This window comes from Klebsiella oxytoca (assembly GCF_009707385.1).
GTDB classification, from domain to species: Bacteria; Pseudomonadota; Gammaproteobacteria; order Enterobacterales; family Enterobacteriaceae; genus Klebsiella; species Klebsiella oxytoca_C.
In genome coordinates, this window is the sequence record NZ_CP046115.1 from 3,521,935 (window position 1) to 3,548,742 (window position 26,808).

Sequence of the window (26,808 nt, forward strand, 5' to 3'; positions counted from 1 at the left end):
ACGGGACAAACAGGGGAAACGACCATGAGCTTCAACACAATCATCGACTGGAACGGCTGTAGCGCAGAACAACAGCAACAACTATTAATGCGCCCGGCAATTTCCGCCTCCGATAGCATCAGCAAGACGGTGGCGGAGATCCTCAATAATGTGAAAAATAACGGCGATGCGGCCCTGCGCGAGTACAGCGCGAAGTTCGACAAAACCGACGTCAGGACGCTCAAAGTCACTGACGAAGAGATTGCCGCCGCCGGCGCGCGCCTGAGCGATGAGCTCAAGCAGGCGATGGCCGTAGCGGTTAAAAATATCGAAACCTTTCACAACGCGCAGCGGCTGCAGGCCGTAGATGTGGAAACCCTGCCGGGCGTGCGCTGCCAGCAGGTGACCCGCCCTATCGCCTCCGTTGGTTTATATATTCCCGGCGGCTCTGCGCCGCTCTTCTCTACGGTACTGATGCTCGCTACGCCGGCGCGCATCGCGGGCTGCCGGCAGGTAGTACTGTGCTCGCCGCCGCCGATTGCCGATGAAATCCTCTACGCCGCTCAGCTGTGCGGCGTGCGCAATATCTTTAACGTCGGCGGCGCACAGGCGATTGCCGCCCTGGCGTTCGGCACCGAATCGGTAACAAAAGTCGATAAAATCTTTGGCCCTGGCAACGCCTTCGTGACAGAAGCCAAGCGCCAGGTCAGCCAGCGCCTGGACGGCGCGGCGATTGATATGCCCGCCGGGCCCTCGGAAGTGCTGGTGATTGCCGATAGCGGCGCTACCCCGGATTTCGTCGCCTCTGACCTGCTCTCCCAGGCGGAGCACGGACCGGATTCTCAGGTGATCCTGCTGACGCCGGATAGCGATATGGCAAACCGCGTCGCCGAAGCCGTTGAGCGCCAGCTGTCCGCGCTGCCGCGTGCGGAAACGGCGCGCGAAGCGCTCTCCGCCAGCCGGATTATCGTCGCCCGCGATATCGCCCAGTGCGTAGAAATTTCCAACCAGTACGGTCCGGAGCACCTGATTATCCAGACCCGTAACGCCCGCGAGCTGGTCGATGGCATCACCAGCGCCGGTTCGGTGTTCCTCGGCGACTGGTCGCCGGAATCCGCAGGCGATTACGCCTCCGGAACCAACCACGTGCTGCCGACCTACGGCTACACCGCGACCTGCTCCAGCCTCGGCCTGGCGGATTTCCAGAAACGCATGACCGTGCAGGAGCTGTCGCGCGAAGGTTTTGCCGCCCTCGCCTCAACGATTGAGATTCTGGCCGCCGCCGAGCGCCTGGACGCCCATAAAAACGCCGTTACGCTGCGCGTCGCAGCCCTTAAGGAGCAAGCATGAGCATCGAAGATTTAGCCCGCGCCAACGTCCGCGCGCTGACGCCGTATCAGTCTGCTCGCCGTCTGGGCGGCAAAGGCGATGTCTGGCTGAACGCTAACGAATTCCCGACGGCAGTAGAGTTCCAGCTGACCGAGCATACGCTGAACCGCTATCCGGAACCGCAGCCGAAAGCGGTCATTGAACGCTATGCGCAGTATGCCGGAGTCAAACCGGAGCAGGTGCTGGTCAGCCGCGGCGCCGATGAAGGCATCGAACTGCTGATCCGCGCTTTTTGCGAACCGGGTCAGGATGCAGTGCTTTACTGCCCGCCAACCTATGGTATGTACAGCGTCAGCGCCGAGACCATCGGCGTAACCTGCCGCACGGTGCCAACGCTTGCCGACTGGCAGCTGGACCTACCTGGTATCGCCGCCAATCTTGACAGCGTTAAAGTGGTTTTCGTCTGCAGCCCGAATAACCCCACCGGACAGATCATCAACCCGAAAGATTTCCGTTCTCTGCTGGAAATGGCGCGCGGTAAAGCCATCGTAGTGGCGGATGAAGCCTATATTGAGTTCTGTCCGCAGGCGACGCTGGCAGCCTGGCTGAACGAATATCCGCACCTGGTGGTTTTGCGTACCCTGTCCAAAGCGTTCGCGCTGGCCGGACTGCGCTGCGGTTTTACCCTCGCCAACGCCGAGGTGATTAACGTGTTGCTGAAGGTTATCGCCCCTTACCCGCTTTCTACCCCGGTTGCCGATATCGCCACCCAGGCGCTGAGCGCGGAAGGGATTGCCGCCATGCGCGCCCGCGTGGCGCAGATCCTCGACGAGCGCGATTATCTGGTGAACCAACTGCGCAGCATTGCCTGCGTTGAAGAAGTATTCGATTCCGAGACCAACTACGTTCTGGCGCGAATCACCGCCTCCAGCGCGGTGTTTAAATCTTTGTGGGATCAGGGCATTATCTTGCGTGACCAGAATAAACAACCTTCATTAAGCGGCTGTTTGCGTATCACTATCGGTACCCGCGCAGAGAGCCAGCGCGTCATTGACGCTTTGACTGCGGAGAATGTATGACCCAGAAGTTTCTCTTTATTGACCGTGACGGTACGCTGATTTCCGAGCCACCGGTTGATTTTCAGGTAGACCGCTTCGATAAGCTGGCCTTTGAGCCGCAGGTGATCCCGGCCCTGCTGAAGCTGCAGCAGGAAGGCTACAGGCTGGTGATGATCACCAATCAGGACGGTCTGGGAACCTCCAGCCTGCCGCAGGACGAGTTTGACGGTCCGCACAACCTGATGATGCAGATTTTCTCCTCGCAGGGCGTCAACTTTGACGAGGTGCTGATTTGCCCGCATATGCCGACGGATAACTGCGACTGCCGCAAGCCGAAAACCAGGCTGGTGCTGCCGTGGCTGGAGCAAGGGGTGATGGATACCGCCCACAGCTACGTGATTGGTGACCGCGCGACCGACATCCAGCTGGCGGATAATATGGGCATTACCGGCCTGCGCTATGACCGTGAAAAGCTGGACTGGCCGACCATTTGCGAACAGCTGACCCGCCGTGACCGCTACGCGCACGTTGAGCGCATCACCAAAGAAACCCAGGTTGATGTGAAGGTCTGGCTGGACCGCGAAGGCGGTAGCAAAATCTCCACCGGCGTTGGCTTCTTCGATCATATGCTTGACCAAATCGCTACCCACGGCGGCTTCCGTCTTGAGGTCAACGTCGGCGGCGACCTGTATATCGACGATCACCACACCGTGGAAGATACCGGTCTGGCGCTGGGCGAAGCGCTGAAGCTGGCGCTCGGCGACAAGCGCGGTATTGGCCGTTTCGGCTTTGTGCTGCCGATGGATGAATGTCTGGCCCGCTGCGCGCTGGATATCTCCGGTCGTCCGCATCTCGAATATAAAGCCGACTTTACCTATCAGCGCGTCGGCGACCTCAGCACCGAGATGGTCGAACACTTCTTCCGTTCGCTCTCCTACACCATGGCGGTCACTCTGCACCTGAAAACCAAGGGTAAGAACGACCACCACCGCGTTGAGAGCCTGTTCAAGGCTTTTGGCCGTACGCTGCGCCAGGCGATTCGCGTCCAGGGCGACACGCTGCCGTCTTCGAAAGGGGTACTGTGATGAACGTGGTGATCCTCGATACCGGCTGCGCCAACCTCAATTCGGTTAAATCCGCGGTGAGCCGCCACGGCTACGAGCCGCAGGTCAGCCGCGACCCGGATGTGGTGCTGCGCGCCGATAAGCTGTTTCTGCCGGGCGTAGGGACGGCCCAGGCGGCAATGGACCAGCTGCGCGAGCGCGATTTAATCGAGCTGATTAAAGCCTGTACCCAGCCGGTGCTGGGCATTTGTCTCGGCATGCAGCTGCTGGGAAAACGCAGCGCAGAGAATAACGGCGTTGATTTACTGGGCATTATCGACCAGGACGTGCCGAAAATGGCCGACCACGGCCTGCCGCTGCCGCATATGGGCTGGAACCGGGTCTATGCTAAAGCGGGCGATCGTCTGTTTCGCGGTATTGAAGACGGGGCGTATTTTTACTTCGTCCACAGCTACGCGATGCCGGTCAACGTTAACACCATCGCTCAGTGCAGCTACGGCGAGGCCTTCACCGCAGCGGTGCAGAAAGATAACTTCTTTGGCGTCCAGTTCCACCCTGAACGCTCCGGCAGCGCCGGGGCGCAGCTGCTGAAAAACTTCCTGGAGATGTGATGATCATTCCTGCTTTAGATTTAATTGACGGCACGGTCGTCCGTCTCCACCAGGGCGATTACGCTCAGCAGCGCAACTACGGTAACGATCCGCTGCCGCGTCTGCAATCCTATGCCGCGCAAGGGGCTGAAGTGCTGCATCTGGTCGATCTGACCGGGGCTAAAGATCCGGCGAAGCGTCAGATCCCACTGCTGAAAACGCTGGTTGCCGGCGTGAACGTACCGGTGCAGGTTGGCGGCGGCGTGCGGACGGAAGAAGACGTGGCCGCCCTGCTTGACGCGGGCGTGGCGCGCGTGGTGGTGGGTTCGACGGCGGTGAAGTCGCCGGAAGTGGTGAAAGGCTGGTTTAAGCGGTTTGGTCCGCAGCATCTGGTGCTGGCGCTCGACGTGCGCATTGACGCAGACGGCAACAAACAGGTAGCGGTCAGCGGCTGGCAGGAAAATTCCGGCGTCACGCTGGAAGAGCTGGTGGAGAGCTATCAATCCGTCGGCCTGCAGCACGTGCTGTGCACCGATATTTCCCGTGACGGGACTCTCGCAGGGTCTAACGTTTCACTGTATGAAGAAGTCTGCGCCCGCTATCCGCAGGTCGCGTTTCAGTCCTCCGGCGGCATTGGCGATCTCAATGATATCGCCGCGCTGCGCGGTACCGGAGTACGTGGAGTAATTGTCGGTCGCGCCTTGCTGGAAGGTAAATTTAACGTAACGGAGGCCATTCAATGCTGGCAAAACGGATAATTCCCTGTCTCGACGTTCGCGACGGCCAGGTAGTGAAAGGCGTGCAGTTCCGTAATCACGAAATCATCGGTGATATCGTCCCGCTGGCAAAACGCTATGCCGACGAAGGCGCGGATGAGCTGGTGTTCTACGATATCACCGCCTCCAGCGATGGCCGCGTGGTGGACAAAAGCTGGGTGTCGCGAGTCGCGGAAGTGATCGACATTCCGTTCTGCGTCGCCGGTGGCATTAAGTCGCTGGAAGATGCGGCGCAGATTCTCTCTTTCGGTGCGGATAAAATCTCCATTAACTCCCCTGCCCTGGCGGACCCGACGCTGATTACTCGCCTGGCCGATCGGTTCGGGGTGCAGTGCATTGTGGTAGGCATTGATACCTGGTTTGACGCCGGGAGCGGTAAGTATCACGTCAACCAGTATACCGGTGATGAGAGCCGCACGCGGGTGACGCAGTGGGAAACGCTGGACTGGGTGCAGGAAGTGCAGAAGCGCGGAGCCGGGGAAATCGTCCTTAACATGATGAACCAGGACGGCGTGCGTAACGGCTACGATCTTGAGCAATTAAGCAAGGTGCGCGCCGTGTGCCACGTGCCGCTGATTGCATCCGGCGGCGCGGGGACCATGGAACACTTCCTGGAAGCCTTCCGCGACGCGAACGTCGACGGCGCGCTGGCCGCCTCGGTGTTCCACAAGCAAATTATCAATATTGGTGAACTGAAAACGTACCTGGCAGCACAGGGCGTGGAGATTAGGGTATGTTAAGTGAACAGCTGGATTGGCAAAAAACCGATGGACTGATGCCGGTCATCGTGCAGCACGCCGTTTCCGGAGAAGTGCTGATGCTGGGCTATATGAACCAGGATGCGCTGGCGAAAACCGAAGAAACCGGCAAGGTGACCTTTTATTCCCGCACCAAACAGCGTCTATGGACCAAGGGAGAAACGTCGGGCAATTTCCTCAACGTGGTGAGTATCACCCCGGATTGCGATAATGATACCCTGCTGGCGCTAGTCAATCCGATTGGCCCTACCTGCCATAAAGGCACATCGAGCTGCTTCGGCGAAACCGGCCACCAGTGGCTGTTCTTGTATCAGCTGGAGCAACTGCTGGCGGAACGCAAGCACGCTGACCCGGAGAGCTCTTATACCGCGAAGCTGTACGCTAGCGGCACCAAGCGCATTGCGCAGAAGGTGGGAGAAGAAGGCGTTGAGACCGCGCTGGCCGCGACGGTGCATGACCAGTTTGAGCTGAAGAATGAAGCGTCGGATTTGATCTATCACCTGCTGGTGCTGCTGCAGGACCAGGGGCTGAATTTAACGGAAGTAGTTGAAAACTTGAGAGCAAGACACTAGCCTTTTAACGCTACAGGGCCCAGTAACATGGGCCTCAGTATAACTAACGTACCGCCCTATCATAGAGTTACCAGGTTTCCTCACTTACGAGGGCTAACTAAACCTCCCCCCTCCAGAAAAGTCATTCATTTGCTGTGGTTATAAAACCCATCCCTCCCTGACAGTTGACTATATAAGATTGATACCAAATACATTTTCTTTCATGCTAGAAAAGATATCCTAAATAGCAATAGTTAAAGTAACTTACGTCCAAGAAAAAGCGCCTCACAACACGCAGCAGACTGGAAATGTTCATACAAAGGAATATAATCACAGCGGCACAGGGGGAACCACAAATCCATGAAATCTATAAAACAAAGACACCTTACGCGAAGATGATGATTATGAGTTGTTATAGCGTTTACGGTGAAGTTAAACCCGACGTACGGTAAGAGGAATATTGTGGTTAAGATTCTAGCACGTAAAAAATCCCCCACCTTCGTTTATACAAGGCAGTAATAGGTTTAATCAAAAATGCATAAAAATTCATGGTTTTCAGAGTCCCATTCAAAAAATTCAATTTGAGCACAAAATGTTAAGATATGTTAGAGATGTGTAAAAAAGCGCATCTAGTTGATAAATATTATTTTTTTTCAATACACTTTATTATGAATAAATCAGCTGGCAATAAGAATCATCCAGTAGGCATGAAAAGCGTAAAAATTTATGCTTTCAAAATGCAAAAAATAAGCTACCTGAAATGTATTTCGTATTAGCCTGGTTTTAAACCGAATCACAGGAGTTTGGAAACCTGTGGACTTTGAGGTGTATGCTGGTATTCCCTCACCAGATATTGGGTGATAGCGACGGCCTTTTGGCTTAACTGTCAATACTCATGACAAAACACGAGTTTCGCCCTTTGGTAGCCAGAGCCAAGGGCGGTAGCGTGCCTACATGTAGTAAGCCGTGATTGACCATCTCACGGGTTGTTGAGGAATGGTATGAGGATAGTGTATTTCGTCAATGCAGCATGGTATTTTGAGTTGCATTGGTTAGACAGATCAGAAGCGGCGATAAGCAAGGGTTATGAAGTTCATCTCGTGAGTAACTTTGCTGACAGTGCCATCCAAAATGGCTTAGAACAAAAAGGTATAAAATGTTGGAATATTGAACTCAATAGATTTTCTAAAAATCTGTTTAAAAATATTTTAATATTTACTGCTTTTAGAAAAATTTGTAAAAAAATTAATCCTGACCTCATTCATCTTATTACAATAAAACCAATTCTTTTTGGCGGACTGTATGCCCGACTCGCAGGAATTCCTTTTGTAGTTAGTTTTGTAGGATTAGGGAGATTATTTGTCAGTAAGAGAGGGTGGCCAAATAAACTTATTTTTAACTCAGTACTATCAATATACAATTTTTTACTGTCTGCTAAAAGTCCAGCGCAAGTAATTTTTGAGCACAATGCTGATTGTGCTGAATTGAGTAAACATATAAAATTTGACAAAAAAAATATACATATCATTGAAGGTGCAGGCGTAGATAGGTTTCGTTTTAGTTATCAACCAGAACCGTTCAACAATAACTTCTCGGTTTTATTTGCTAGCCGTTTACTGTGGTCAAAGGGACTCGGTGAAGTAGTAGAGGCTATTGATAAACTAAAAAAAAATGAGGTTAACACAATATTATACGTCGCAGGTATTCTCGATGAAAAAGATCCAGACAGAATTGAACTAGCTCAAATACAGGAATGGGAACGTCAAGGAAAAATTGTATGGTTAGGCCGAAGAAACGATATTCAGGATTTAATCAGAAATAGCCATATCGTTATTTTACCGACAAAATACTCCGAGGGAGTACCGAGAATAATAATTGAAGCATGTGCCATGGGCCGGAGTTGTATTGTTGGCAATGTTCCTGGTTGTAAAGCTATTATTAAAGATAATTTCAACGGATGTGTTCTAAAAACCCATAACGCTAGCGAAATCGCTGAGAAAATAGAATATCTTAGAGATAACATTGAAATAAGAAAAAAATTTGGTTTACGTTCAGCTGAAATAGTGAAAGAGAGATTCAGCAAAGAAATTGTCATAGAAAAAACGTTATATGTTTACAATAAAATGCTAAATACAACGAAGCGGTAAATATAATGATTGGAACGATAGTAAATATATCTAAAATAATTATCCAGAAACGAGAGTTGATCTGGCAAATGTCTAAAAGAGATGTAATGGGGCGCTATAAAGGCTCCTTTCTTGGTCTGGCATGGTCACTTTTCAACCCCATTTTGATGTTGACAGTCTATACTTTCGTATTTTCAGTAATATTTAAATCTCGCTGGGGAAGTAGCCCAGATGCAGGACATGCCGATTTTGCAATTATTTTATTTACTGGTCTAATTATATTTAATTTATTTGCCGAATGTATAAATAGATCAACCAGTCTAATTACCTCAAATGTCAACTTTGTCAAAAAAGTTGTCTTTCCTATTGAGATATTACCTATAGTAAATCTTTTGGCAGCTTTATTTCATGCCAGCATTAGCCTTATTGTATTATTTATCGCAATACTGGTCTTCAAGCATCAGCTCCATTTTACTGTTCTGTTACTCCCTGTTATTACTATTCCACTGATGCTTTCTATACTTGGATTAAGCTGGATTCTGGCTTCACTCGGTGTTTTTGTCCGGGATGTTCCCCAAACCATTAGTATCATCGTGACAATATTAATGTTTTTATCTCCTGTTTTTTACCCATTATCAGCACTTCCTGTAGTTTTCCAAAAAATTGTAATGTTAAACCCATTGGCATTTATGATTGAAGAGGCGAGAAAAGTTGTTTATTGGGGAAATGAGCCCAACTGGACCATGCTGGCAATTAATATGCTTATTGGTTTAGTCATCTGCGCATCAGGTTTTTTATTTTTCCAGAAAACGAAAAAAGGATTTGCCGATGTCATCTGATAACATTGCAATTAGTGTAAGCAACATTAGCAAATGCTATAATATTTACCAAAACCCCAGAGATAGGCTAAAGCAATTTTTCTTACCAAAACTCCAGGGTATACTCGGGAAACCAGTACAACGCTATTACAATGAGTTCTGGGCTTTAAACAATATCAATTTTACGATCAATAAAGGTGAATCAGCAGGAATTATTGGGCGCAATGGTTCTGGAAAAAGTACCTTACTACAGCTAATCACCGGTACGCTAACTCCGACAACTGGAACTATTCAAACCAAGGGAAGAATAGCGGCTCTCCTTGAGCTAGGCTCAGGTTTTAATCCAGAATTTACCGGAAGAGAAAATATTTATCTCAACGGTGCCGTTCTGGGATTATCTCGTGCGGAAATAGATGCAAAATTTGATGCTATCGCTGGTTTTGCCGATATTGGAACACACCTCGAGCAGCCGGTAAAAACCTATTCCAGCGGAATGATGGTACGCCTTGCATTTGCCGTACAGGTACAACTGGAACCAGACATTCTCATCGTAGATGAAGCACTTGCTGTAGGAGATGCCCTTTTTCAAAAACGTTGTTTCCAGCAAATTGAAAAATTAACCAGTAATGGTGTAACGCTACTATTTGTTTCTCATGATCAAGAGTCCGTGCGTACCTTAACGAATAGAGCTATTCTTCTCGATAGAGGGACACAGTTAAGTACTGGTTTGTCATCAGAAGTGTTGCTTGAATATCGCCGCTTGTTACATCAAGAAGAGAGTAAATATTTTTCGCAATTAGCAGTAGAAGTTGCTGCTCATGCAGACGCTACCCGCGAAACTAATAAAAATCCTGTAACACCAGCGACTGCAGAAACTACAATTTATGCAGAAAACTTATCAACTGAGGAATTGACCCCTTCTCGTACTGATAAACTATCGTTTGGCGAGGGCGAAGCAGAGGTTGAAAATGTTGAGTTATTTACAGCTTCTGGTGAACGCAGCAATGCATTTAATCCAGGTGATAAAATCAGGATTCGTGTTAATTGCAAGGTTAATAAAGATGTTAACCATATTAATGTTGGTATTCGTATCCGTAATAAAGAAGGTGTTAAAATTTATTCATGGGGTACCTTAAATCAGGATATGTACGTTCGTTTTCATCAACTTAAAGACCCTCAGTTCTGGGAACGGGAGTTTAAAGCAGGAGAACGATTTTATGTTGATATGGAATTTGATTGCACGCTGGGTACAAATCTATATGAAATACAGGCCGCGATATCCTATGAGGGGACACCAAATTATTTTTCGCAACGCATTCTACACTGGCGTGATGAAGCGGCTTTCTTTCACGTAAACGTCTTGCGTGATGAATATTTCTTTGGTGGCATACTTGATCTAAAAATGACTGCAGAGTGGTAAGTTGATGAATGATATTTCTATCACTGATTATCTCGGGCCTGGAGTATATTTATTGCATAATTACCCTGAGAAAACTGAGGGCCTGATTGCAGAAAAAGGTTATAAGGTACATAACTACGCAGATCTAATACGGTTCGAAGATATTATTGATCATAGTAAAGTTAATATCCTTCTGACAAATGATAATCACAAGAGTTTTGACGATTATGTCAACATTGTCAGAATTTCCGCAGGTCTCCAGGTAAATAAAATTGTTATTAATATCTTTATAGAAAAAGGTAACAGCAAATTTTACCAGGATTTTATTGACATATCGAGCCATCTAGGTTATTCGCTGGATACTGTATTTTATGTACTCAACCCAGGTTATGACGAATCATTCCAGAACGATCAAACTCTAAGGGTTGTATTGAATTATAGTCAACAGTATCAGGAACGTTCAAATAAATATACGCATGAAACTTCCATTTCTGAAAAAAATATCGTAAATACCTTTCCCTATATACGTCCAGGGGATAGAGTTCTTCTTATCTGCAAGAATATAAAACTGAACGCTAGCCTTACACGAATAATTTCAGATCATACCAAAGCATCTGAAATTCAATTCTGTACACTGAGCGATATTGAAAGCATTAGAATAAATAAGAATAGCTTTCATTTTATCATAATTGATAAATATGCAGATAATGAACTAATTGATCCTTTGATTCATATTACCTCAAGCTTATTACCTGCTGGTAGGTGCGTTTTTTTTCATCCTGACCAAAATATTATTAACACAACAGGAAGCTATGACTTACAACCTGAAGCTTATTTATTTTATGAACATCACTATTTAAAGACTCAAATACATCAGGGAGAACAAATAACTAACTCACCTGAACTATGTGTCTTTATGAAAAATCCCTCAGCAAAAACGGATTTTTCATACCAGGAAACAATTTATAGCTATTCACATCCGCCGAAAAATCTTTTAGCTTTTGCCAGAGATTATGATAATCCATGGCTTATTCGTGGCATCGTTGAATTTCCATTCAGAAACAGGTCTGCTTATCATCTTAGGCAGTATAGTTACCAGGTTTTAGAGCAAAGTGCTCCTGAAAGCCCCGACTATGCGGCGGCGTTGGCGGTATTAGGATATCAATTGCTGAGCAGCGGCGATAATTCTGATAACATTGTTGATAAAATATCTAACTTTTGTTCAAGAATATCACAAACGGTTCATCCTTCACCGCATCAGTACCGTTGGTTCATATCTTTATCGACCTTACTGGGCCTAATTTGTAACAAAAATAATGATAAAATTAATGCGTTAATACATTTTTCTCATGCCGCTAATTCCTGTATAAATAATTTTAGCCCTTCTATTGGCACTAAGATATTGCAAAGTCTATATCTTCAATCAGTTATATTAATTTCTTTAAATAAAATATCTTGTGCCGAGATTATCATTGATAGAGGAATTAAAAGAGGTATACAACTCCTTTATCAACGCCCCGAGGAGTTGGTGGGAAAAATATCTCAACCATTTAATTTTGTACTCTATATATATCATGATATTCTTGACTGGCTCATAAAACTGGTCAACATCAAAAATGCGATACCCGGAAGAAAGTATAATCTCGCCAATATTGATAACAATAATACCTGGTCAGCTTTGCTTCATGAACGAATGAGAGCAATTAACAATATGTCTCAAATGATCGATGAGCGAGACAAAACGATTCATGACCAACAGTGCTTGATTGATGAACGAGACAAAACAATTTATGACCAACAGCGCTTGATTGATGAAAGAGACGAAACTATTCTATCTCAAAAGAATTTAATTGATGAACGTGACCGGATGATCGTTCAGCAAAAAGAATTGCTCGAAAAAAGTGATAATATTATTAATCAAAAAAATCAAAAAATTGATAATTTAAATGATGAGTCGTCCTCTAAAGAAAAGAAACTTAATGAATTACAAGATAAAAATGCAATAATAGTTGTATTGAACAATGAAAAGGATCTACGTATTAACCAGCTATCTGCAGATCTAGAACGAGCTAATTCAATTCTGCGTAAGATCAACAGTAAGCCTTTAATCAGGCAACTACTACGCATATTAAATATAAAATAATTTTATTATCAAAGGTTATAATGGCTAAAATTTCTTGGTTTATTCCTCAACTCATTGAAGGCTCTGGTGGCCATCGCACAATACTGCAACATGCCTCCTACCTTGAAAAAATGGGTCATACTTGTACTATTTATCTCGAAGATAAAAGTGGAAAAATAAGCGGTGCTGAAGTCATTCACAAACTTTTTGGGCTAAAATTTAAAGAAGTTGTTTATGATTGGAATAATGCTCAACCTTGTGATGCTGCGGTAGCAACCATTTGGTATTCTGCACCATTCGTAGCCGCTCTGCCATTTGATTGTAAGCGTTTATACTTTGTTCAGGATTTTGAAGCTTACTTCAATCCTGTCGGAGATGCTTATCTGATGGCTGAAAATTCATACTGTTATGGCCTTAAACCAATCACAATAGGTCGCTGGCTACGACATAAACTAAAAAACGGTTTTGATGTAGAAAGTCATCACTTTGAATTTGGTGCGAATCATAATATCTACAAGCGTATTCCAACTATTCAAAAAGAGAAAGCTGTTTGCTTTATCTATCAGCCTGACAAACCGCGACGCTGTTCACGTATTGGTATCGAAGCATTGGGCATAGTCAAACATTGCATGCCTGATGTAAAAATCTATCTTTATGGTTCATCGATCAATGATAATCTCTGGTTCGAGCATGAACATCTTGGATTATTAGATTTAACTAAATGCAACGAATTATATAATAAATGTTCAGTAGGACTCTGTATTAGTGCCTCAAATCCTTCTCGTATTCCTTTTGAGATGATGAATGCAGGTCTGCCCGTTGTTGAAGTTTGGCGAGAAAATAATCTTTATGATTTTAATGATGAGGCAATGCTGTTATGTAAACAGACTCCTGAAAGTCTTGCCGCTGGCATTATGAAAATTCTTAATGATTCTGATTTGTCTGCCAGTATGAGTGCTGCGGGTCAAACATTTATGAATGGCCGCACTCTGGAAACAGAAACAGAAGGTTTTCATAAAGCATTCAATTGTGTGATGAATGAGCAACCATCTATAGTAGAAGCTATTTCTCGCTCATACAATAAACCCGCATTTGAAGCGCCCCTTGCCAGGCCTGATATCGCCAATACATTAGCCTTTTCACGTCAGAGTCTTCTAAAGAGAATAGCCCTACGTCTACCATTATTTGTACGCACGCCTTTGAGCGCTCTTTATTTTAAGTTGAAGAATTAATCCAGATGAATAAATTTAAACTCAAAACTGTCGATGTATGGGATACTGTCCTACGTCGTGACTGCCATCCAGATTTCATAAAACGCTCAACAGCATATTATTTCTTCCTTAAATATTATACTCTTCATAATATTGACTCCGTTGACCAGCTTTTTACTAAGAGAGTTGAAACAGAACGTAATATTGGCCAGAAAAACAAAGATCTTGGCTATGATGATGAATATCTTATCCAGGATGTGATGCTGCAATGGGTAGAAAACTATATATCTGCCGAGCAGTATGATATCGCAGCAATATCACATGAACTATATACCTGGGAGATTGAGCAAGAGAAGAAACACATTTATCTGGATCCAGGTATCAAAGACTTTCTTACGCAGTATCCCTCTGACATTACGCTTTTCCTTTCAGATTTCTATACCTCTTCAGCTGATTTAAAAGATTTACTTATTCACGCGGGCGTGGATACATCTGTTGTATCAGATGGGATTTCGTCTATTGATGAACGTTTTAATAAGCGAAGCGGTCGACTCTTTGATATTGTTAAGGACAAATATCAGTTATCCCCGATTGACTGGGTTCATATTGGCGATAATGAATGGTCTGATGTACAAATGCCTGCATCGAAAGGCATAACAAGCATACGCTACCTTCCGCCCCAACAACACCAGTTACGTGAGCAGAAAGAGTTTCTTTGGAATAAAAATGATGAACTTATAGAGATCATTACCAATAATATACTTAAAGAATATATAGAATCTGAGGATTTACCATTAGATTTCCAGTTAGGTTTAAAGACAACTCCATTAATTGCTGGGTTTTGCCTTAAGATCCTTGAGCAAGCAATTATATCGAAGAGTGAAAGAATACTCTTTTTCACTCGTGAGGGCGAGTTTTTCATTAAGGCAATGGATATTTTAATTAAAAATCTAAAAGCTAATATTAGTGAGATTGAAATCCCAGAAATTGATATTTTAGAAGTCAGCAGACTAGCGACCTTTGCGCCATCATTGCAAAATATCAGTTTAAAAGAAATGATGCGTGTTTGGAATTTATATAGTACACAATCAATTAGCTCTTTGTTTAAAACATTGAACGTTGATCTTATAGAATTCCAGCGACTTATTGACAAATATGGTATTCCGGCAGATGAACAGATCCAGTATCCGTGGCTGGATAGTCGTATTCAGGAACTCTTTGCTGATCCTGCTTTTAAGGAGCAGCTCTGGCGACATGTGATAAAGCAACGAACACTTTTAAAAAGCTATTTTAAGACAAAGGGATTAAGCGATGATGTCAACACTCGTATATGCGTTGTTGATGTAGGCTGGCGTGGTACCATCCATGATAATATAGCCCTTCTATACCCTAATATTCACTTTTCCGGTGTGTATCTTGGTATGCAGAAGTTCCTCAACGAGCAGCCATCAAATACATCTAAAGTTGCTTTTGGACCGGATCTGAATCGTCAACTTGAGTACCCTCATTTTCTTGATTCGGTCGCACCTATCGAAATGATTACTAACTCTCCTTCAGGTAGCGTTACAGGCTATGGTGAGGAAAATGGAGAATTCGTCGCTATTCGAAGTGTTAACGATGACGAAAACAGTTCATGGCATAGCTTTACAAAAACCTTCCAGGAAGGGATCCTGGCCGGTATGGAGTCCTTCTCTTCTGCTGTTTTAAGTTATGGCCTAACTCATGATGTTGTACGTGGCTACGCCTTGGACGTTTGGGATGTACTGATCAGTGGGAGTAATAAATCGCTAACAGACGCCTTTAATAACTTAAATCATAACGAAACATTTGGTCTAGGTGGTTACGTTAAGAAAAATCATGTTCCATCTACTTGCGAGATTATGAGTGCTTTATGGAATAATAATCACAGGAGAAAATTGATTGACTTTATTAAAGCGAACCAATGGAGTGATGGTATACGTAACAGAGATAACTTGTCTTGGTTAAATAAAAAAATTTTAGCGCTAACTATCGATCTAGCTATTTTTTACAAAAGAAAATTCTATCGCAAATATTAATTTACCTCAGATTTAGGGCATCAATAGATGCCCGTTTTTTTACAGAAGCAATCTCCACTCCTGTCTACAAAATATAACCACCCACTCTATCTAATTGCAGAAGAAATGAGTTCTTTTCATATTATAAAAATCCTTGCAGCTTAATCCCGATTTAAATATTAATTATCACTCCAAATCCTCTAAGATTAACAATGAAATTTTATTGTTAAATTTTTGACCAGTATTCAAATGCTATTCTCTATATTACCCCCCTAAAAATTTTTTAAGTTCATCATTAACTCTTCAACAGTACATAAATTTTGCAATATGCTTATGCCGATTGTAAGTTAATTGCTTTATGCCCTCATTACTAACATCCAGAAGTTCCAGCAAACAATAATGGTAAATCAGGTGATCCATGCGACCAGCCAGTGTAAAATCGGTATTATTTGTAGCGGGGCATAGTGAACCCGGAGGATAAGTATGAAGTTTTTAGTGACTGGAGCCGCAGGATTCATCGGTTTTCATACATGCAGGCGCCTTATGGACGCGGGCCATCAGGTTGTTGGCCTCGACAATATGAACGACTACTACGATGTCAATCTCAAGCAGGCCCGTCTGGATTTACTGCAATCCCCCCTGTTCAGTTTTCATAAAATCGATCTGGCCGATCGTGAAGGTATTGCCCGACTTTTTGCCGAAGAAAAGTTTACCCGGGTGATCCATCTTGCTGCCCAGGCTGGCGTTCGCTACTCGCTGGAAAATCCATTCGCTTATGCTGATTCGAATCTGATTGGCTATCTGAACATTCTCGAAGGCTGCAGACACAGTAAAGTTGAGCATCTGCTCTATGCTTCCTCGAGTTCAGTTTATGGCTTAAACCGCAAGATGCCGTTTTCAACCGACGATTCAGTCGACCATCCGGTTTCCCTCTACGCCGCAACGAAGAAAGCGAATGAACTGATGGCGCATACCTACTCTCACCTTTACGGTATTCCAACTACCGGATTAAGGTTCTTCACCGTCTATGGACCCTGGGGACGGCCTGATATGGCGCTGTTTAAGTTCACGAAGGCCATGCTGGAAGGAAAGAGTATTGATGTTTATAACTACGGCAAGATGAAGCGCGACTTCACTTATATCGACGATATCGTTGAGGCGATCGTACGTATGCAGGATATTATCCCACAGCCTAATCCTGAATGGACTGTTGAAACAGGATCCCCAGCAGACAGTTCAGCCCCATACCGCGTTTATAATATCGGTAATAGCTCACCGGTTGAACTGATGGATTACATTACCGCACTCGAAGAAGCTCTGGGAATGGTCGCTGAGAAGAATATGATGCCAATTCAGCCCGGTGATGTACTGGAGACTAGCGCAGATACTAAGCCGCTGTATGATATGGTAGGATTCAGACCGCAGACGACGGTCAGGCAGGGTGTAAAGAATTTCGTTGACTGGTATAAAGCGTATTACAAAGCATAATCGCGTGAGGCATTGAGTCTGATATTTAGCCGCAGTGGGATTCGCTTGCGGCTTTTTATATAGAGAAATGTTATTCGATATTCTCAAAAATAAAATTCCAGCCGAACTGCTAATTCATTGATTTTATTTTTTATTATTATAAAAGACTCTGTGACTTTTGATAGTGTTTATCTTGTGGCTACAAAAGGTAATGTACGCGATTAGCATTAATATTCTTTTTATAATGAACAGCCTCTTAGGCTTGTTATCTTAAAATAATTTTCTACGAAATCACCAGTCTCAGTTCCTCCATATCAATATTATCTGGGATATTTCCTCCATAACATGAGTAGTGTGCTTTAATATCCGAGTCACAGAAACAACAAAAGCCTTATCGCAGGCTTTTGTTATACCTTCCGGCGCTTATCTCCAGCATCTACATCTCAGTGACGGTAGCTCTTCACAAGGTATACTTAACATATCCGACGTCAATGACTGGGACAAGTTTTGCAATTATAGAATCTAAGCGACATCACATTTTATTGGTATTTACCGAAGGAGGAGGAACAGTAGGATTAGCCAAGCGAATAATTGAACAACTTTCGGGAAGAGATAACAGATGAAAGATTCTGGCCGACAACTAAAACTACCGGCCAGAGGTCAGATTAGTCACTACCAAATAAATCGCGGGTATACACTTTGTCAGCAACGTCAGCTAGCTCTTCAGCCATACGATTTGAGACAATCACATCAGCTTCTTGTTTGAACGCTTCAAAATCGCGAACCACGCGAGAATTGAAGAATTCATCTTCCTGCATGACCGGTTCGTAAATAATAACCGGGATACCTTTGGCCTTGATACGCTTCATGATCCCCTGAATTGAGGAAGCGCGGAAGTTATCAGAGCCACTCTTCATGATCAAGCGATAGATCCCAACGACCTTAGGCTTACGCGCCAGGATAGAGTCGGCAACGAAATCTTTACGCGTGCGGTTAGCATCAACGATGGCACCAATAATGTTATTCGGTACAGATTCATAGTTCGCCAGCAGCTGCTTGGTATCTTTCGGCAGACAGTAACCGCCGTAGCCAAATGATGGATTGTTATAGTGATTACCAATACGCGGATCGAGGCACACGCCTTCGATAATTTGCTTGCTGTTTAGCCCCTGGCTCTCAGCGTAGCTATCCAGTTCGTTGAAATAAGCCACGCGCAGCGCCAGATAGGTGTTGGCAAATAACTTAATTGCTTCAGCTTCTGTAGAGTCGGTAAAAAGCGTCGGAATATCCTGCTTAATCGCTCCTTCTTTCAGGAGGTTAGCGAAACGCTCTGCGCGTTCTGAGCGCTCACCGATGACAATACGAGACGGGTGCAGATTGTCATAAAGCGCACGACCTTCGCGTAGAAACTCTGGAGAGAAAATAACATTATCAATCCCCAGACGCTCTTTAATATCGCGTGTAAAACCAACGGGAATCGTTGACTTTATAATCATTACCGCATCAGGATTTATTTCGGTGACGTCCCGAATAACGGCTTCAACGGTCGAGGTATTGAAGTAGTTTGTTTTCGGATCGTAGTCGGTCGGCGTGGCGATAATGACATAATCTGCATTACGATAGGCATCATGCTTGTCAGTTGTCGCACGAAAATTCAGAGATTTTTCCGCCAGATATTCCTGGATCTCCTTATCTACTATTGGAGAAATCTTTCGGTTAATCATATCAACTTTTGATTGCACGATATCCAGCGCGACCACCTCGTGGTTTTGCGCAATCAGGATGCCGTTCGACAAACCAACATAACCGGTACCGGAAATAGTAATTTTCATTCAATCACACTTTAATCAGTTAACTGGACGGCGGCATACTAGCCACCCTGGTAATCAACACTTGTGGCGGTTTTACTCTCAGAAAGTTGGGAAGTCAAGGAAGAGCCATAAGGTGGAGTATAATTCCCTCCTCTTCCCTATGGCTCTGAGCAGGATAAGTTCTATTTAAGTAAAGCTAAAATTTCTTCTGTCTTAGCGTTCATTAATTCATTATCTGCTTTTGACTCGACGTTGAGACGCACTACCGGCTCGGTGTTCGAGCTGCGCAGGTTAAAACGCCACTCCGAATATTCAATACTGATGCCGTCGGTGGTGTCCACGTTGGCGGCATCCGGTTCATAGCGTTCACGGATACGTGCAATCGCCGCCGCCGCATTCTCCAGCTTGCGGTTGATTTCCCCGGATGCCGGGAACGCCGCCTGACGGTCCGCCACCAGCGCCTTCAGCGGGCTGTTCTTCAGGCACAGCAGCTCCGCCACCAGCAGCCACGGGATCATCCCGCTGTCGCAGTAGGCGAAGTCGCGGAAGTAGTGGTGTGCGCTCATTTCCCCGCCGTAAATCGCATCTTCCTGACGCATCCGCTCTTTAATGAACGCATGCCCGGTCTTCGACATCACCGGCGTTCCGCCGCTGCGCGTCACCATATCCACCGTGTTCCACGTCAGACGCGGGTCGTGGATAATTTTCGCTCCCGGCTGCTTCTGCAGGAACGCTTCCGCCAGCAGACCCACAATATAATAGCCTTCGATAAACCCGCCATCGTTATCAAACATAAAGCAGCGGTCGAAGTCGCCGTCAAATGCAATGCCCATGTCCGCACCGTGCTTGCGCACCGCATCCGTGGTGTCCTGACGGCACTCCGGCAGCAATGGGTTCGGGATACCGTTCGGGAAGTTGCCGTCCGGCTGGTGATGCACCTTAACAAACGTCACCGGCACGCCTGCTGCCACAAAACGTTTCTCCACTTCATCAATCACATGCCCGGCGGCGCCGTTGCCAGAGTTGACCACCAGCTTCAGCGGACGGGTGAAGCTGGCCAGGTTTACGTAGCCCATCAGGTGGTCCACGTACGCCTGCAGGATCGATATCTGGCGCAGGGTGCCGCGACGGGACGCATCCACCGGCGCAAACTGATTCTCTTCCGCCAGACGCTGTATATCGCGCAGCCCGGTATCGCCGCTGATGGGCTTCGCATTTTCACGCACCAGCTTCATGCCGTTATAGTTCATCGGGTTATGGCTGGCCGTCACCTCAATCCCGCCATCCACGCCCAGATGGAAGGTGGCAAAATAAATCTCTTCGGTTCCGCTCAGACCGATATCGAGCACGTCCGTTCCCGCATCTATCAGGCCCTGGGCCAGCGCCAGCTTCAGGGACTCGCTGGTCAGACGGACATCGCCCCCCACCACAATCGTTTCTGGCTTCAGAAATTCGCCATAGGCGCGTCCGATACGGTAGGCAATATCTTCGTTTAACTCTTCGCCCAGTTCACCGCGAATATCATAAGCTTTAAAACAACTTAATTTTGCCATCTATTTAATCCTTAAATACAAATCAGCAACGACCATACTGGTCTTTAATACGGATAATATCGTCTTCGCCCAGATAGGAACCGGACTGGATCTCCAGCACTTCCAGCGGTATACGTCCCGGGTTTTCGAGGCAGTGTTCGGCACCGATGGGAATAAAGGTCGACTGATTTTCAGTCAGCAGGAACTGCTTGCCGTTCACCGTTATCTGCCCCGTGCCCGCGAGGATCACCCAGTGCTCGGCGCGGTGGTGGTGCATCTGCATGGAGAATGCCCCGCCTGGCTTGACAGTGATACGGTTAACGTTGAATCGCGGCGTCTGTACCACTACATCGCTGCGTCCCCACGGACGATAGATTTCACGGTGTCGTTTGTATTCGCTGCGCTGGTTGTTCTTCAGGAACTCCACGACCTTTTTCACGTCCTGGGCGCGGTTTTTATTCATCACCAGCACCGCATCCTTGGTGCTAACGATCACCAGGTCCTCAACGCCGATGGCCGCCACTAACTTTTCATCACTGTTGATGTAGCAGTTCTGGCTGTTGTGCACCCAGGCATCGCCGGTCAGCACGTTACCCAGCTCATCTTTCGGGCTGACGTCCCACAGGGCTGACCAGGAGCCGACATCGCTCCAGTCTGCGTCCAGCCCCACTACCACCGCATCAGCGGTCTTTTCCATCACCGCATAGTCCACGGATTCATCCGGACAGGTGCTGAACACCTCATGCGTGATGCTGATAAAGTCGCTGCCGCTGTCGGCCACGCGGACCGCAGCCGTGCAGACTTCGAGAATATCCGGGCGGAATTTTGCCAGTTCGGAGAGATACTTTTTCGCCCGGAACATGAACATGCCGCTGTTCCAGTAATATTCCCCTGAGGCCAGATAGGCCTGCGCACGCGCAAGGTCTGGCTTCTCGACAAAGCGGGCGACCTGATAAGGGGTGTGCTCCCCTTCCCCTAGCGCCTTGCCGCGCTGGATATAGCCGTAGCCGGTTTCCGGAGTGTTCGGGACGATACCGAACGTCACCAGATGGTCAGCCTGTGCATACTGTTCCGCTACCCGGATGGCATCGTGGAAGACCTGCTGATTGTTAATGATATGGTCCGCTGCCAGCACCAGCATCAGCGGGTCGTCGCCATTCTGCGTGGCCTGCAGTGCTGCGAGGGCAATAGCCGGCGCGGTGTTACGCCCCACCGGCTCAAGGATGATATTTTTCGACAGTTTATTGAGTTGTCTTAACTGTTCCGCCACCAGAAACCGGTGCTCTTCATTGCAGATAACCATAGGTTCATGGGTATCCAGACCGGAGAGGCGCGAGATGGTTTCCTGCAACATGGAGTTCTGCCCGTACAGTCGCAGAAACTGTTTTGGATAGAGCTCACGGGACATAGGCCACAGGCGGCTACCTGTGCCCCCCGCCATAATCACAGGAAGTAACATGATAAAATCCTTAATAAACTATTAAATATGAGGTTATGAAAGTAATAACTACTTTTTTGCAAATTCAGTTAAAATTGCAAAAAAGAAAAATTAAAACAGGTTGGATTGTATAAGAATATACTATTTTCTAGTAAGCAGTAAAATTAGATTTAGTGTTATCTAATTTAAAAACAACCTGGTTTAACCAGGCTGTTTTTAATAGTTAATTAATCAAGCCACTCTGTATGGAACACACCTTCTTTATCTGTTCGTTTATAAGTGTGAGCCCCGAAATAATCGCGCTGAGCCTGAATCAGGTTAGCAGGCAGAACAGCGGAACGATAGCTATCGTAGTAGGCAATAGCCGCAGAGAAGGTAGGAACCGGAATACCATTCTGCACTGCATATGCAACGACATCGCGCAACGCTTGCTGATAGTCATCGGCGATCTGCTTGAAGTAAGGTGCCAGCAGCAGGTTGGCAATACCAGCATTCTGCTCATAGGCATCAGTGATCTTTTGCAGGAACTGAGCACGGATGATGCAGCCTGCACGGAAGATTTTAGCAATCTCGCCGTAGTTCAGATCCCATTGGTATTCATCAGATGCAGCACGGAGCTGAGAGAAACCTTGTGCGTAAGAGACGATTTTGCCCAGATAGAGCGCGCGACGAACTTTCTCAATGAACTCAACTTTATCGCCTGCAGTCTTTGCTTGCGGCCCGGTGAGGACTTTAGAAGCAGCAACGCGCTGGTCTTTCAGGGACGAGATATAGCGAGCAAAGACTGACTCAGTGATAAGCGATAGTGGTTCGCCAAGGTCCAGAGAACTCTGACTGGTCCATTTACCGGTACCTTTGTTTGCTGCTTCATCAAGGATCACATCGACCAGGTATTTACCCTCTTCATCCTTTTTGGTAAAGATGTCCTTAGTGATGTCAATCAGATAGCTGCTCAGTTCACCTTCATTCCATTCAGTGAAAGTTTGCGCAAGCTCTTCATTAGAAAGCGCCAGGCCGCCTTTCAGTAAAGCGTAGGCTTCAGCAATCAGCTGCATATCGCCGTATTCAATACCGTTGTGAACCATTTTGACATAATGACCAGCCCCATCAGCACCGATGTAGGTTACGCACGGCTCACCATCTTCGGCAACTGCTGCAATCTGCTTAAGAATTGGAGCAACAAGCTCGTAAGCTTCTTTCTGACCGCCAGGCATGATAGAAGGGCCTTTAAGCGCCCCCTCTTCACCTCCGGATACCCCGGTACCAATGAAGTTAAAGCCTTCTGCGGAAAGTTCGCGATTACGACGAATAGTATCCTGGAAGAAGGTATTACCACCATCAATGATGATGTCACCCTTGTCCAGGTAAGGCTTCAGAGAGTCGATGGCACTGTCAGTGCCTGCACCCGCCTTCACCATTAACAGGATACGGCGCGGAGTTTCGAGCGATTCAACAAACTCTTGCACTGTATAATGAGGGACCAGTTTCTTGCCCGGATTCTCGGCAATCACTTCTTCGGTCTTTTCACGGGAGCGGTTGAAAACGGAGACGGTGTAACCACGGCTCTCGATGTTGAGCGCAAGGTTACGCCCCATCACTGCCATACCGACAACCCCGATCTGTTGCTTGGACATTACATACTCCTGTCAGGTGTGTTCACTGCGACTGTTCGCAGCTTAAATGTGAGAATTATGTTAGCGCAAAGCAGACAGAGAGCATAGAGTAAAATGGATTGTGGACAAAAAATGAGAAATAAATAACATGAAAATAAAACCACAAGAAATACAGATTCAATTTAATAGGCTGATTTATTGATAAAGCCTTTAAACACCGTCAGAAAAATAATTTTTAAATCTAGCCAAATACTCCACCCTCGAATATACAGAAGATCGTATTCAATTCTCTTTTCCATTTTCTCTAAAGTATCTGTCTCACCACGCCAACCATTGATTTGAGCTAGCCCTGTGATACCCGGTTTGACTTTATGCCGTAACATATACCCTTGAATTAAAGAACGATATTGTTCATTATGTGAAACAGCATGAGGTCTTGGGCCTACAACAGACATTTGACCAAAAAGAACATTAAAGAACTGTGGTAATTCATCCAAGGAAGTACTTCGTAAAAACTTGCCTACTTTAGTGACTCGAACATCGTTCTTCGTGGCCTGAATAACATTTTCATCATTTTCCATCACCGTCATTGAGCGAAATTTCCAGACTTTAATTGGTTTTCCGTCCATCCCATAACGTACCTGTCGAAAAATAACAGGACCTCTCGAAGTAGTTTTAACAGCGATAGCAATAATAAGAAGAATAGGGGATATCAAAATAAGAATAAAAAATGATACGATTATATCCTCCAAACGTTTGAACACCATATTAATGCCGTTCAATGGCGAATCAAACAAAGGAACAACCGGTACACCATTGATTTCTTCCGTACGTGACTGAAGAATATTAAAAGTAAAAACATCAGGAATTAATAATACAGAACAAGTAGTATCAGTTAATTGTCTAACGACATCCTTAATTTTGGGTTCATCGCGCATACTCATCGCAATATAAATACGATCGATTTTCCCTTCACGCGCTTCCTGAATAAGTTTATCTATGTTTCCTGCATAGGGTACATTGTCATATTCAGCACTGTCCAGTTTTATATTATCATAAACACCTTTAACAACAAAGCCTAGCCAAGGTTCTTCGATAAAACTTTTTAACAAATTAATACCTGCTGGCAACGAACCGACAACAGCAACTCTCCTAGTGTTATAGCCAAACCTCCTGAGTAAACCAGAGAGCAACCTAATAACTAAACGACAGATAAAAAAACCAACATCAACTAACAAGTACCATTCAATAAAAAAGAAGAAACGGGTATCAATTGATGAATCTAAAGACAAAAAACCAAGAGTAATTAATAAGCTCAGGGTCCAATTTTTTAGAATCAAAGTATATTCAGTAGAAAAAGCAACACCACGCCAAGAACGATAGAAATCAGTTATACCGCCGATCATCTGGAAAATAACCAAAGATAATAAGGACGTCAGAGCATGCTGGTATTCAAATGAGATTGAGTTAATAACACATACCAAATATAATCCTAAAAAAATTATGACTACATCTGAGAAGCGTTGAGCCATTGAGATCAAAGAAGCATTCGCATTTGAGCGAGTCCGATGATACAAGGTTGCCATGAAGATTTCCTTAAAATTGAATCTTATGAAATAATAATTTGCACAAGAAATCCTGAACTTTACAAGATTAAAAGTAGTTTCTTCCTTTAATCTAGAATTCTTATACCAATAAGCACTTTGTAAAAAAACCAATAAATGAAAATACGCGCGACAATAAACTTTATAAAATGATTATTATAAATAATAAAAAAAGAAGGAATATTTAAACTCTGCTTTAGATAAAAGCAAATATAGATTTAACCAGTGATTTTGATGTTCTTAATAAAAGGAATCCATTCCACCAAAAGCAACTTACGATAGTTTCCATGTTAAGTATTAAATTCGTATTTTAACTTTGTATATCTGTTATAAATTTTGAAAGGACATTATTCATATTAAGTGTTGAATTGGCATATTGAATTGCAACATTATTATAAGCTGGCATCAGTAAGCATTTTTCAATCCCAGTAACTAAGGCACCCACAGATTCTGGCTCGACACACACTGCGATGCCCAAATTATTTTTACACAACTGACCAAGTTCAGTATTTTCTTCTGCAGTAATAACAGCATTACCACCGACAGCAAGAATATTAGTTAGCTTAGAAGGAAGAACAGCGTCAGCAGCACCTTTCTTTTGAACAACAAGATGACAATCCGCAAGATTTAATAATGCTGGCAGGAGCTCATAAGGTTGCAAAGGCCTGAATATGACATTATTCAAGTTCGCGCTCATTTTTTCTAAATTTTCTTTACCGCCACCTTGGCCGACAAAAAGAAAAATACAATTCTTCGTTGCCATTTCCTGCGCGGCGCTGAGAACTAATTCCAGACCTTGTTTTTCACCAATATTCCCTGAGTAAAGAATAACTTTTTTATCCTTAGGTATGCCTAACTCTTCTTTCAACCTATCTGATTGTTCACTACTTACATTTTGAAACCTTTCAAGTTCAGACCAGTTCGGGAAAAGTATTAGATTATTTTGAGAAACACCTTTATTTGATGCATTACGAAGCATCATTTTAGAGATAGTTGAAACTTTATCAGCAGAAGTCAGACACCATTTTTCGAATTTTTTAGCAAATGCTGCAAACATTCCTTTTTTAGCCATTCCCAGACCAAGCATAGCATCAACTTCATAATCTTGTATATGTATTATTACCTTCGCATGTGTAAGCTTTCGCAAGAGCATTGCACCAGGAACACAAAATAAGGTTGGAACAACACAAATAATATAGTCAGGCTTCCAGCGAGACTGCATTAAAAGTGGAAATAGAGAACTTAATGCAAAACTGGACAGGTGCAATAATCGTTTTAACGTTGATGGTTTGTTGGGAACATAGAGAGGGCATCTATAGATTATCTCTGGATTTTGCTCTTTAGAATATCTCCGTCCTGAATAATTTTTAGCAACCACCCATTCTGGGTAGTATGGTGGGGCTGTAATGACTCTAACATCGAGACCATTATCAACAAACCACCTAACCATTTCACCACTGTACTTACCAATACCAGTTAATTCAGGCTGATAATTGATACCATACACAAGTAATTTCATACTTAAA

20 protein-coding genes are annotated in these 26,808 nt (G+C 45.1%); 14 read left to right on the forward strand and 6 right to left on the reverse strand.

Annotation, left to right across the window (positions count from 1 at the left end):
- Positions 1-24 precede the first annotated feature (24 nt).
- From hisD to GJ746_RS16540, 14 genes are all read left to right on the forward strand, one after another.
- Positions 25-1,329, forward strand: a complete 1,305-nt coding sequence (gene hisD / locus GJ746_RS16475; protein WP_154681158.1) for a histidinol dehydrogenase — start codon at positions 25-27, stop codon at positions 1,327-1,329.
- Complete coding sequence (gene hisC, locus GJ746_RS16480) at positions 1,326-2,387, forward strand: histidinol-phosphate transaminase (protein ID WP_154681159.1); 1,062 nt, start codon at positions 1,326-1,328, stop codon at positions 2,385-2,387. The genes hisD and hisC overlap by 4 nt, the downstream gene beginning before the upstream one ends.
- Positions 2,384-3,451, forward strand: coding sequence for a bifunctional histidinol-phosphatase/imidazoleglycerol-phosphate dehydratase HisB (gene hisB / locus GJ746_RS16485; protein ID WP_154681160.1), 1,068 nt, complete (start codon positions 2,384-2,386; stop codon positions 3,449-3,451). Before hisC ends, hisB begins: the two co-directional genes overlap by 4 nt.
- Positions 3,451-4,041 (forward strand): imidazole glycerol phosphate synthase subunit HisH, encoded by a 591-nt coding sequence (gene hisH / locus GJ746_RS16490; protein WP_154681161.1) that lies wholly within the window; start codon positions 3,451-3,453, stop codon positions 4,039-4,041. Before hisB ends, hisH begins: the two co-directional genes overlap by 1 nt.
- On the forward strand, positions 4,041-4,778 hold the full coding sequence (hisA, locus tag GJ746_RS16495) for a 1-(5-phosphoribosyl)-5-[(5-phosphoribosylamino)methylideneamino]imidazole-4-carboxamide isomerase (protein ID WP_154681162.1): 738 nt from the start codon (positions 4,041-4,043) through the stop codon (positions 4,776-4,778). Before hisH ends, hisA begins: the two co-directional genes overlap by 1 nt.
- A complete protein-coding gene (hisF, locus tag GJ746_RS16500; RefSeq protein ID WP_154681163.1) occupies positions 4,760-5,536 on the forward strand; it encodes an imidazole glycerol phosphate synthase subunit HisF in 777 nt (258 codons plus the stop codon). The genes hisA and hisF overlap by 19 nt, the downstream gene beginning before the upstream one ends.
- The gene (gene hisIE, locus GJ746_RS16505) at positions 5,530-6,126 is read left to right on the forward strand and encodes a bifunctional phosphoribosyl-AMP cyclohydrolase/phosphoribosyl-ATP diphosphatase HisIE (RefSeq protein ID WP_154681164.1); all 597 of its coding nucleotides are present in this window, start codon (positions 5,530-5,532) and stop codon (positions 6,124-6,126) included. The genes hisF and hisIE overlap by 7 nt, the downstream gene beginning before the upstream one ends.
- A gap of 980 nt (positions 6,127-7,106) precedes the next feature.
- Positions 7,107-8,252 (forward strand): glycosyltransferase family 4 protein, encoded by a 1,146-nt coding sequence (locus GJ746_RS16510; RefSeq protein WP_154681165.1) that lies wholly within the window; start codon positions 7,107-7,109, stop codon positions 8,250-8,252.
- A 5-nt stretch (positions 8,253-8,257) separates the two neighbouring features.
- Entirely contained in the window at positions 8,258-9,070 is an 813-nt protein-coding gene (locus GJ746_RS16515; RefSeq protein WP_154681166.1) for an ABC transporter permease, read from the forward strand.
- Entirely contained in the window at positions 9,060-10,469 is a 1,410-nt protein-coding gene (locus tag GJ746_RS16520; protein ID WP_154681167.1) for an ABC transporter ATP-binding protein, read from the forward strand. The genes GJ746_RS16515 and GJ746_RS16520 overlap by 11 nt, the downstream gene beginning before the upstream one ends.
- Before the next feature lie 4 nt (positions 10,470-10,473).
- A complete protein-coding gene (locus tag GJ746_RS16525) occupies positions 10,474-12,591 on the forward strand; it encodes a hypothetical protein (protein WP_154681168.1) in 2,118 nt (705 codons plus the stop codon).
- Between the two features lie 20 nt (positions 12,592-12,611).
- Positions 12,612-13,802, forward strand: coding sequence for a glycosyl transferase family 1 (locus tag GJ746_RS16530; RefSeq protein WP_154681169.1), 1,191 nt, complete (start codon positions 12,612-12,614; stop codon positions 13,800-13,802).
- A gap of 5 nt (positions 13,803-13,807) precedes the next feature.
- Entirely contained in the window at positions 13,808-15,838 is a 2,031-nt protein-coding gene (locus GJ746_RS16535) for a hypothetical protein (protein ID WP_154681170.1), read from the forward strand.
- 462 nt (positions 15,839-16,300) lie between these two features.
- Positions 16,301-17,305 carry an NAD-dependent epimerase gene (locus GJ746_RS16540; protein ID WP_154681171.1) on the forward strand — a complete coding sequence of 335 codons (1,005 nt, stop codon included), beginning with the start codon at positions 16,301-16,303 and terminating at the stop codon, positions 17,303-17,305.
- A 644-nt stretch (positions 17,306-17,949) separates the two neighbouring features.
- Here the strand turns inward: GJ746_RS16540 and ugd are convergent.
- The 6 genes from ugd to GJ746_RS16570 all read right to left on the reverse strand — a co-directional run bounded on the left by ugd (position 17,950) and on the right by GJ746_RS16570 (position 26,801).
- Positions 17,950-19,116, reverse strand: a complete 1,167-nt coding sequence (ugd, locus tag GJ746_RS16545; RefSeq protein WP_154681172.1) for a UDP-glucose 6-dehydrogenase — start codon at positions 19,114-19,116, stop codon at positions 17,950-17,952.
- Between the two features lie 161 nt (positions 19,117-19,277).
- A complete protein-coding gene (gene rfbK, locus GJ746_RS16550; protein ID WP_154681173.1) occupies positions 19,278-20,648 on the reverse strand; it encodes an O9 family phosphomannomutase RfbK in 1,371 nt (456 codons plus the stop codon).
- A 22-nt stretch (positions 20,649-20,670) separates the two neighbouring features.
- A complete protein-coding gene (locus tag GJ746_RS16555) occupies positions 20,671-22,086 on the reverse strand; it encodes a mannose-1-phosphate guanylyltransferase/mannose-6-phosphate isomerase (protein ID WP_154681174.1) in 1,416 nt (471 codons plus the stop codon).
- 206 nt (positions 22,087-22,292) lie between these two features.
- Positions 22,293-23,699, reverse strand: coding sequence for an NADP-dependent phosphogluconate dehydrogenase (gndA, locus tag GJ746_RS16560; RefSeq protein WP_154681175.1), 1,407 nt, complete (start codon positions 23,697-23,699; stop codon positions 22,293-22,295).
- Between the two features lie 161 nt (positions 23,700-23,860).
- Entirely contained in the window at positions 23,861-25,264 is a 1,404-nt protein-coding gene (gene wcaJ, locus GJ746_RS16565) for an undecaprenyl-phosphate glucose phosphotransferase (protein WP_154681176.1), read from the reverse strand.
- Positions 25,265-25,592: 328 nt separating this feature from the next.
- Positions 25,593-26,801: a glycosyltransferase WbuB gene (locus GJ746_RS16570; protein ID WP_154681177.1), complete on the reverse strand. Its 1,209-nt coding sequence runs from the start codon at positions 26,799-26,801 to the stop codon at positions 25,593-25,595.
- Positions 26,802-26,808 lie beyond the last annotated feature (7 nt).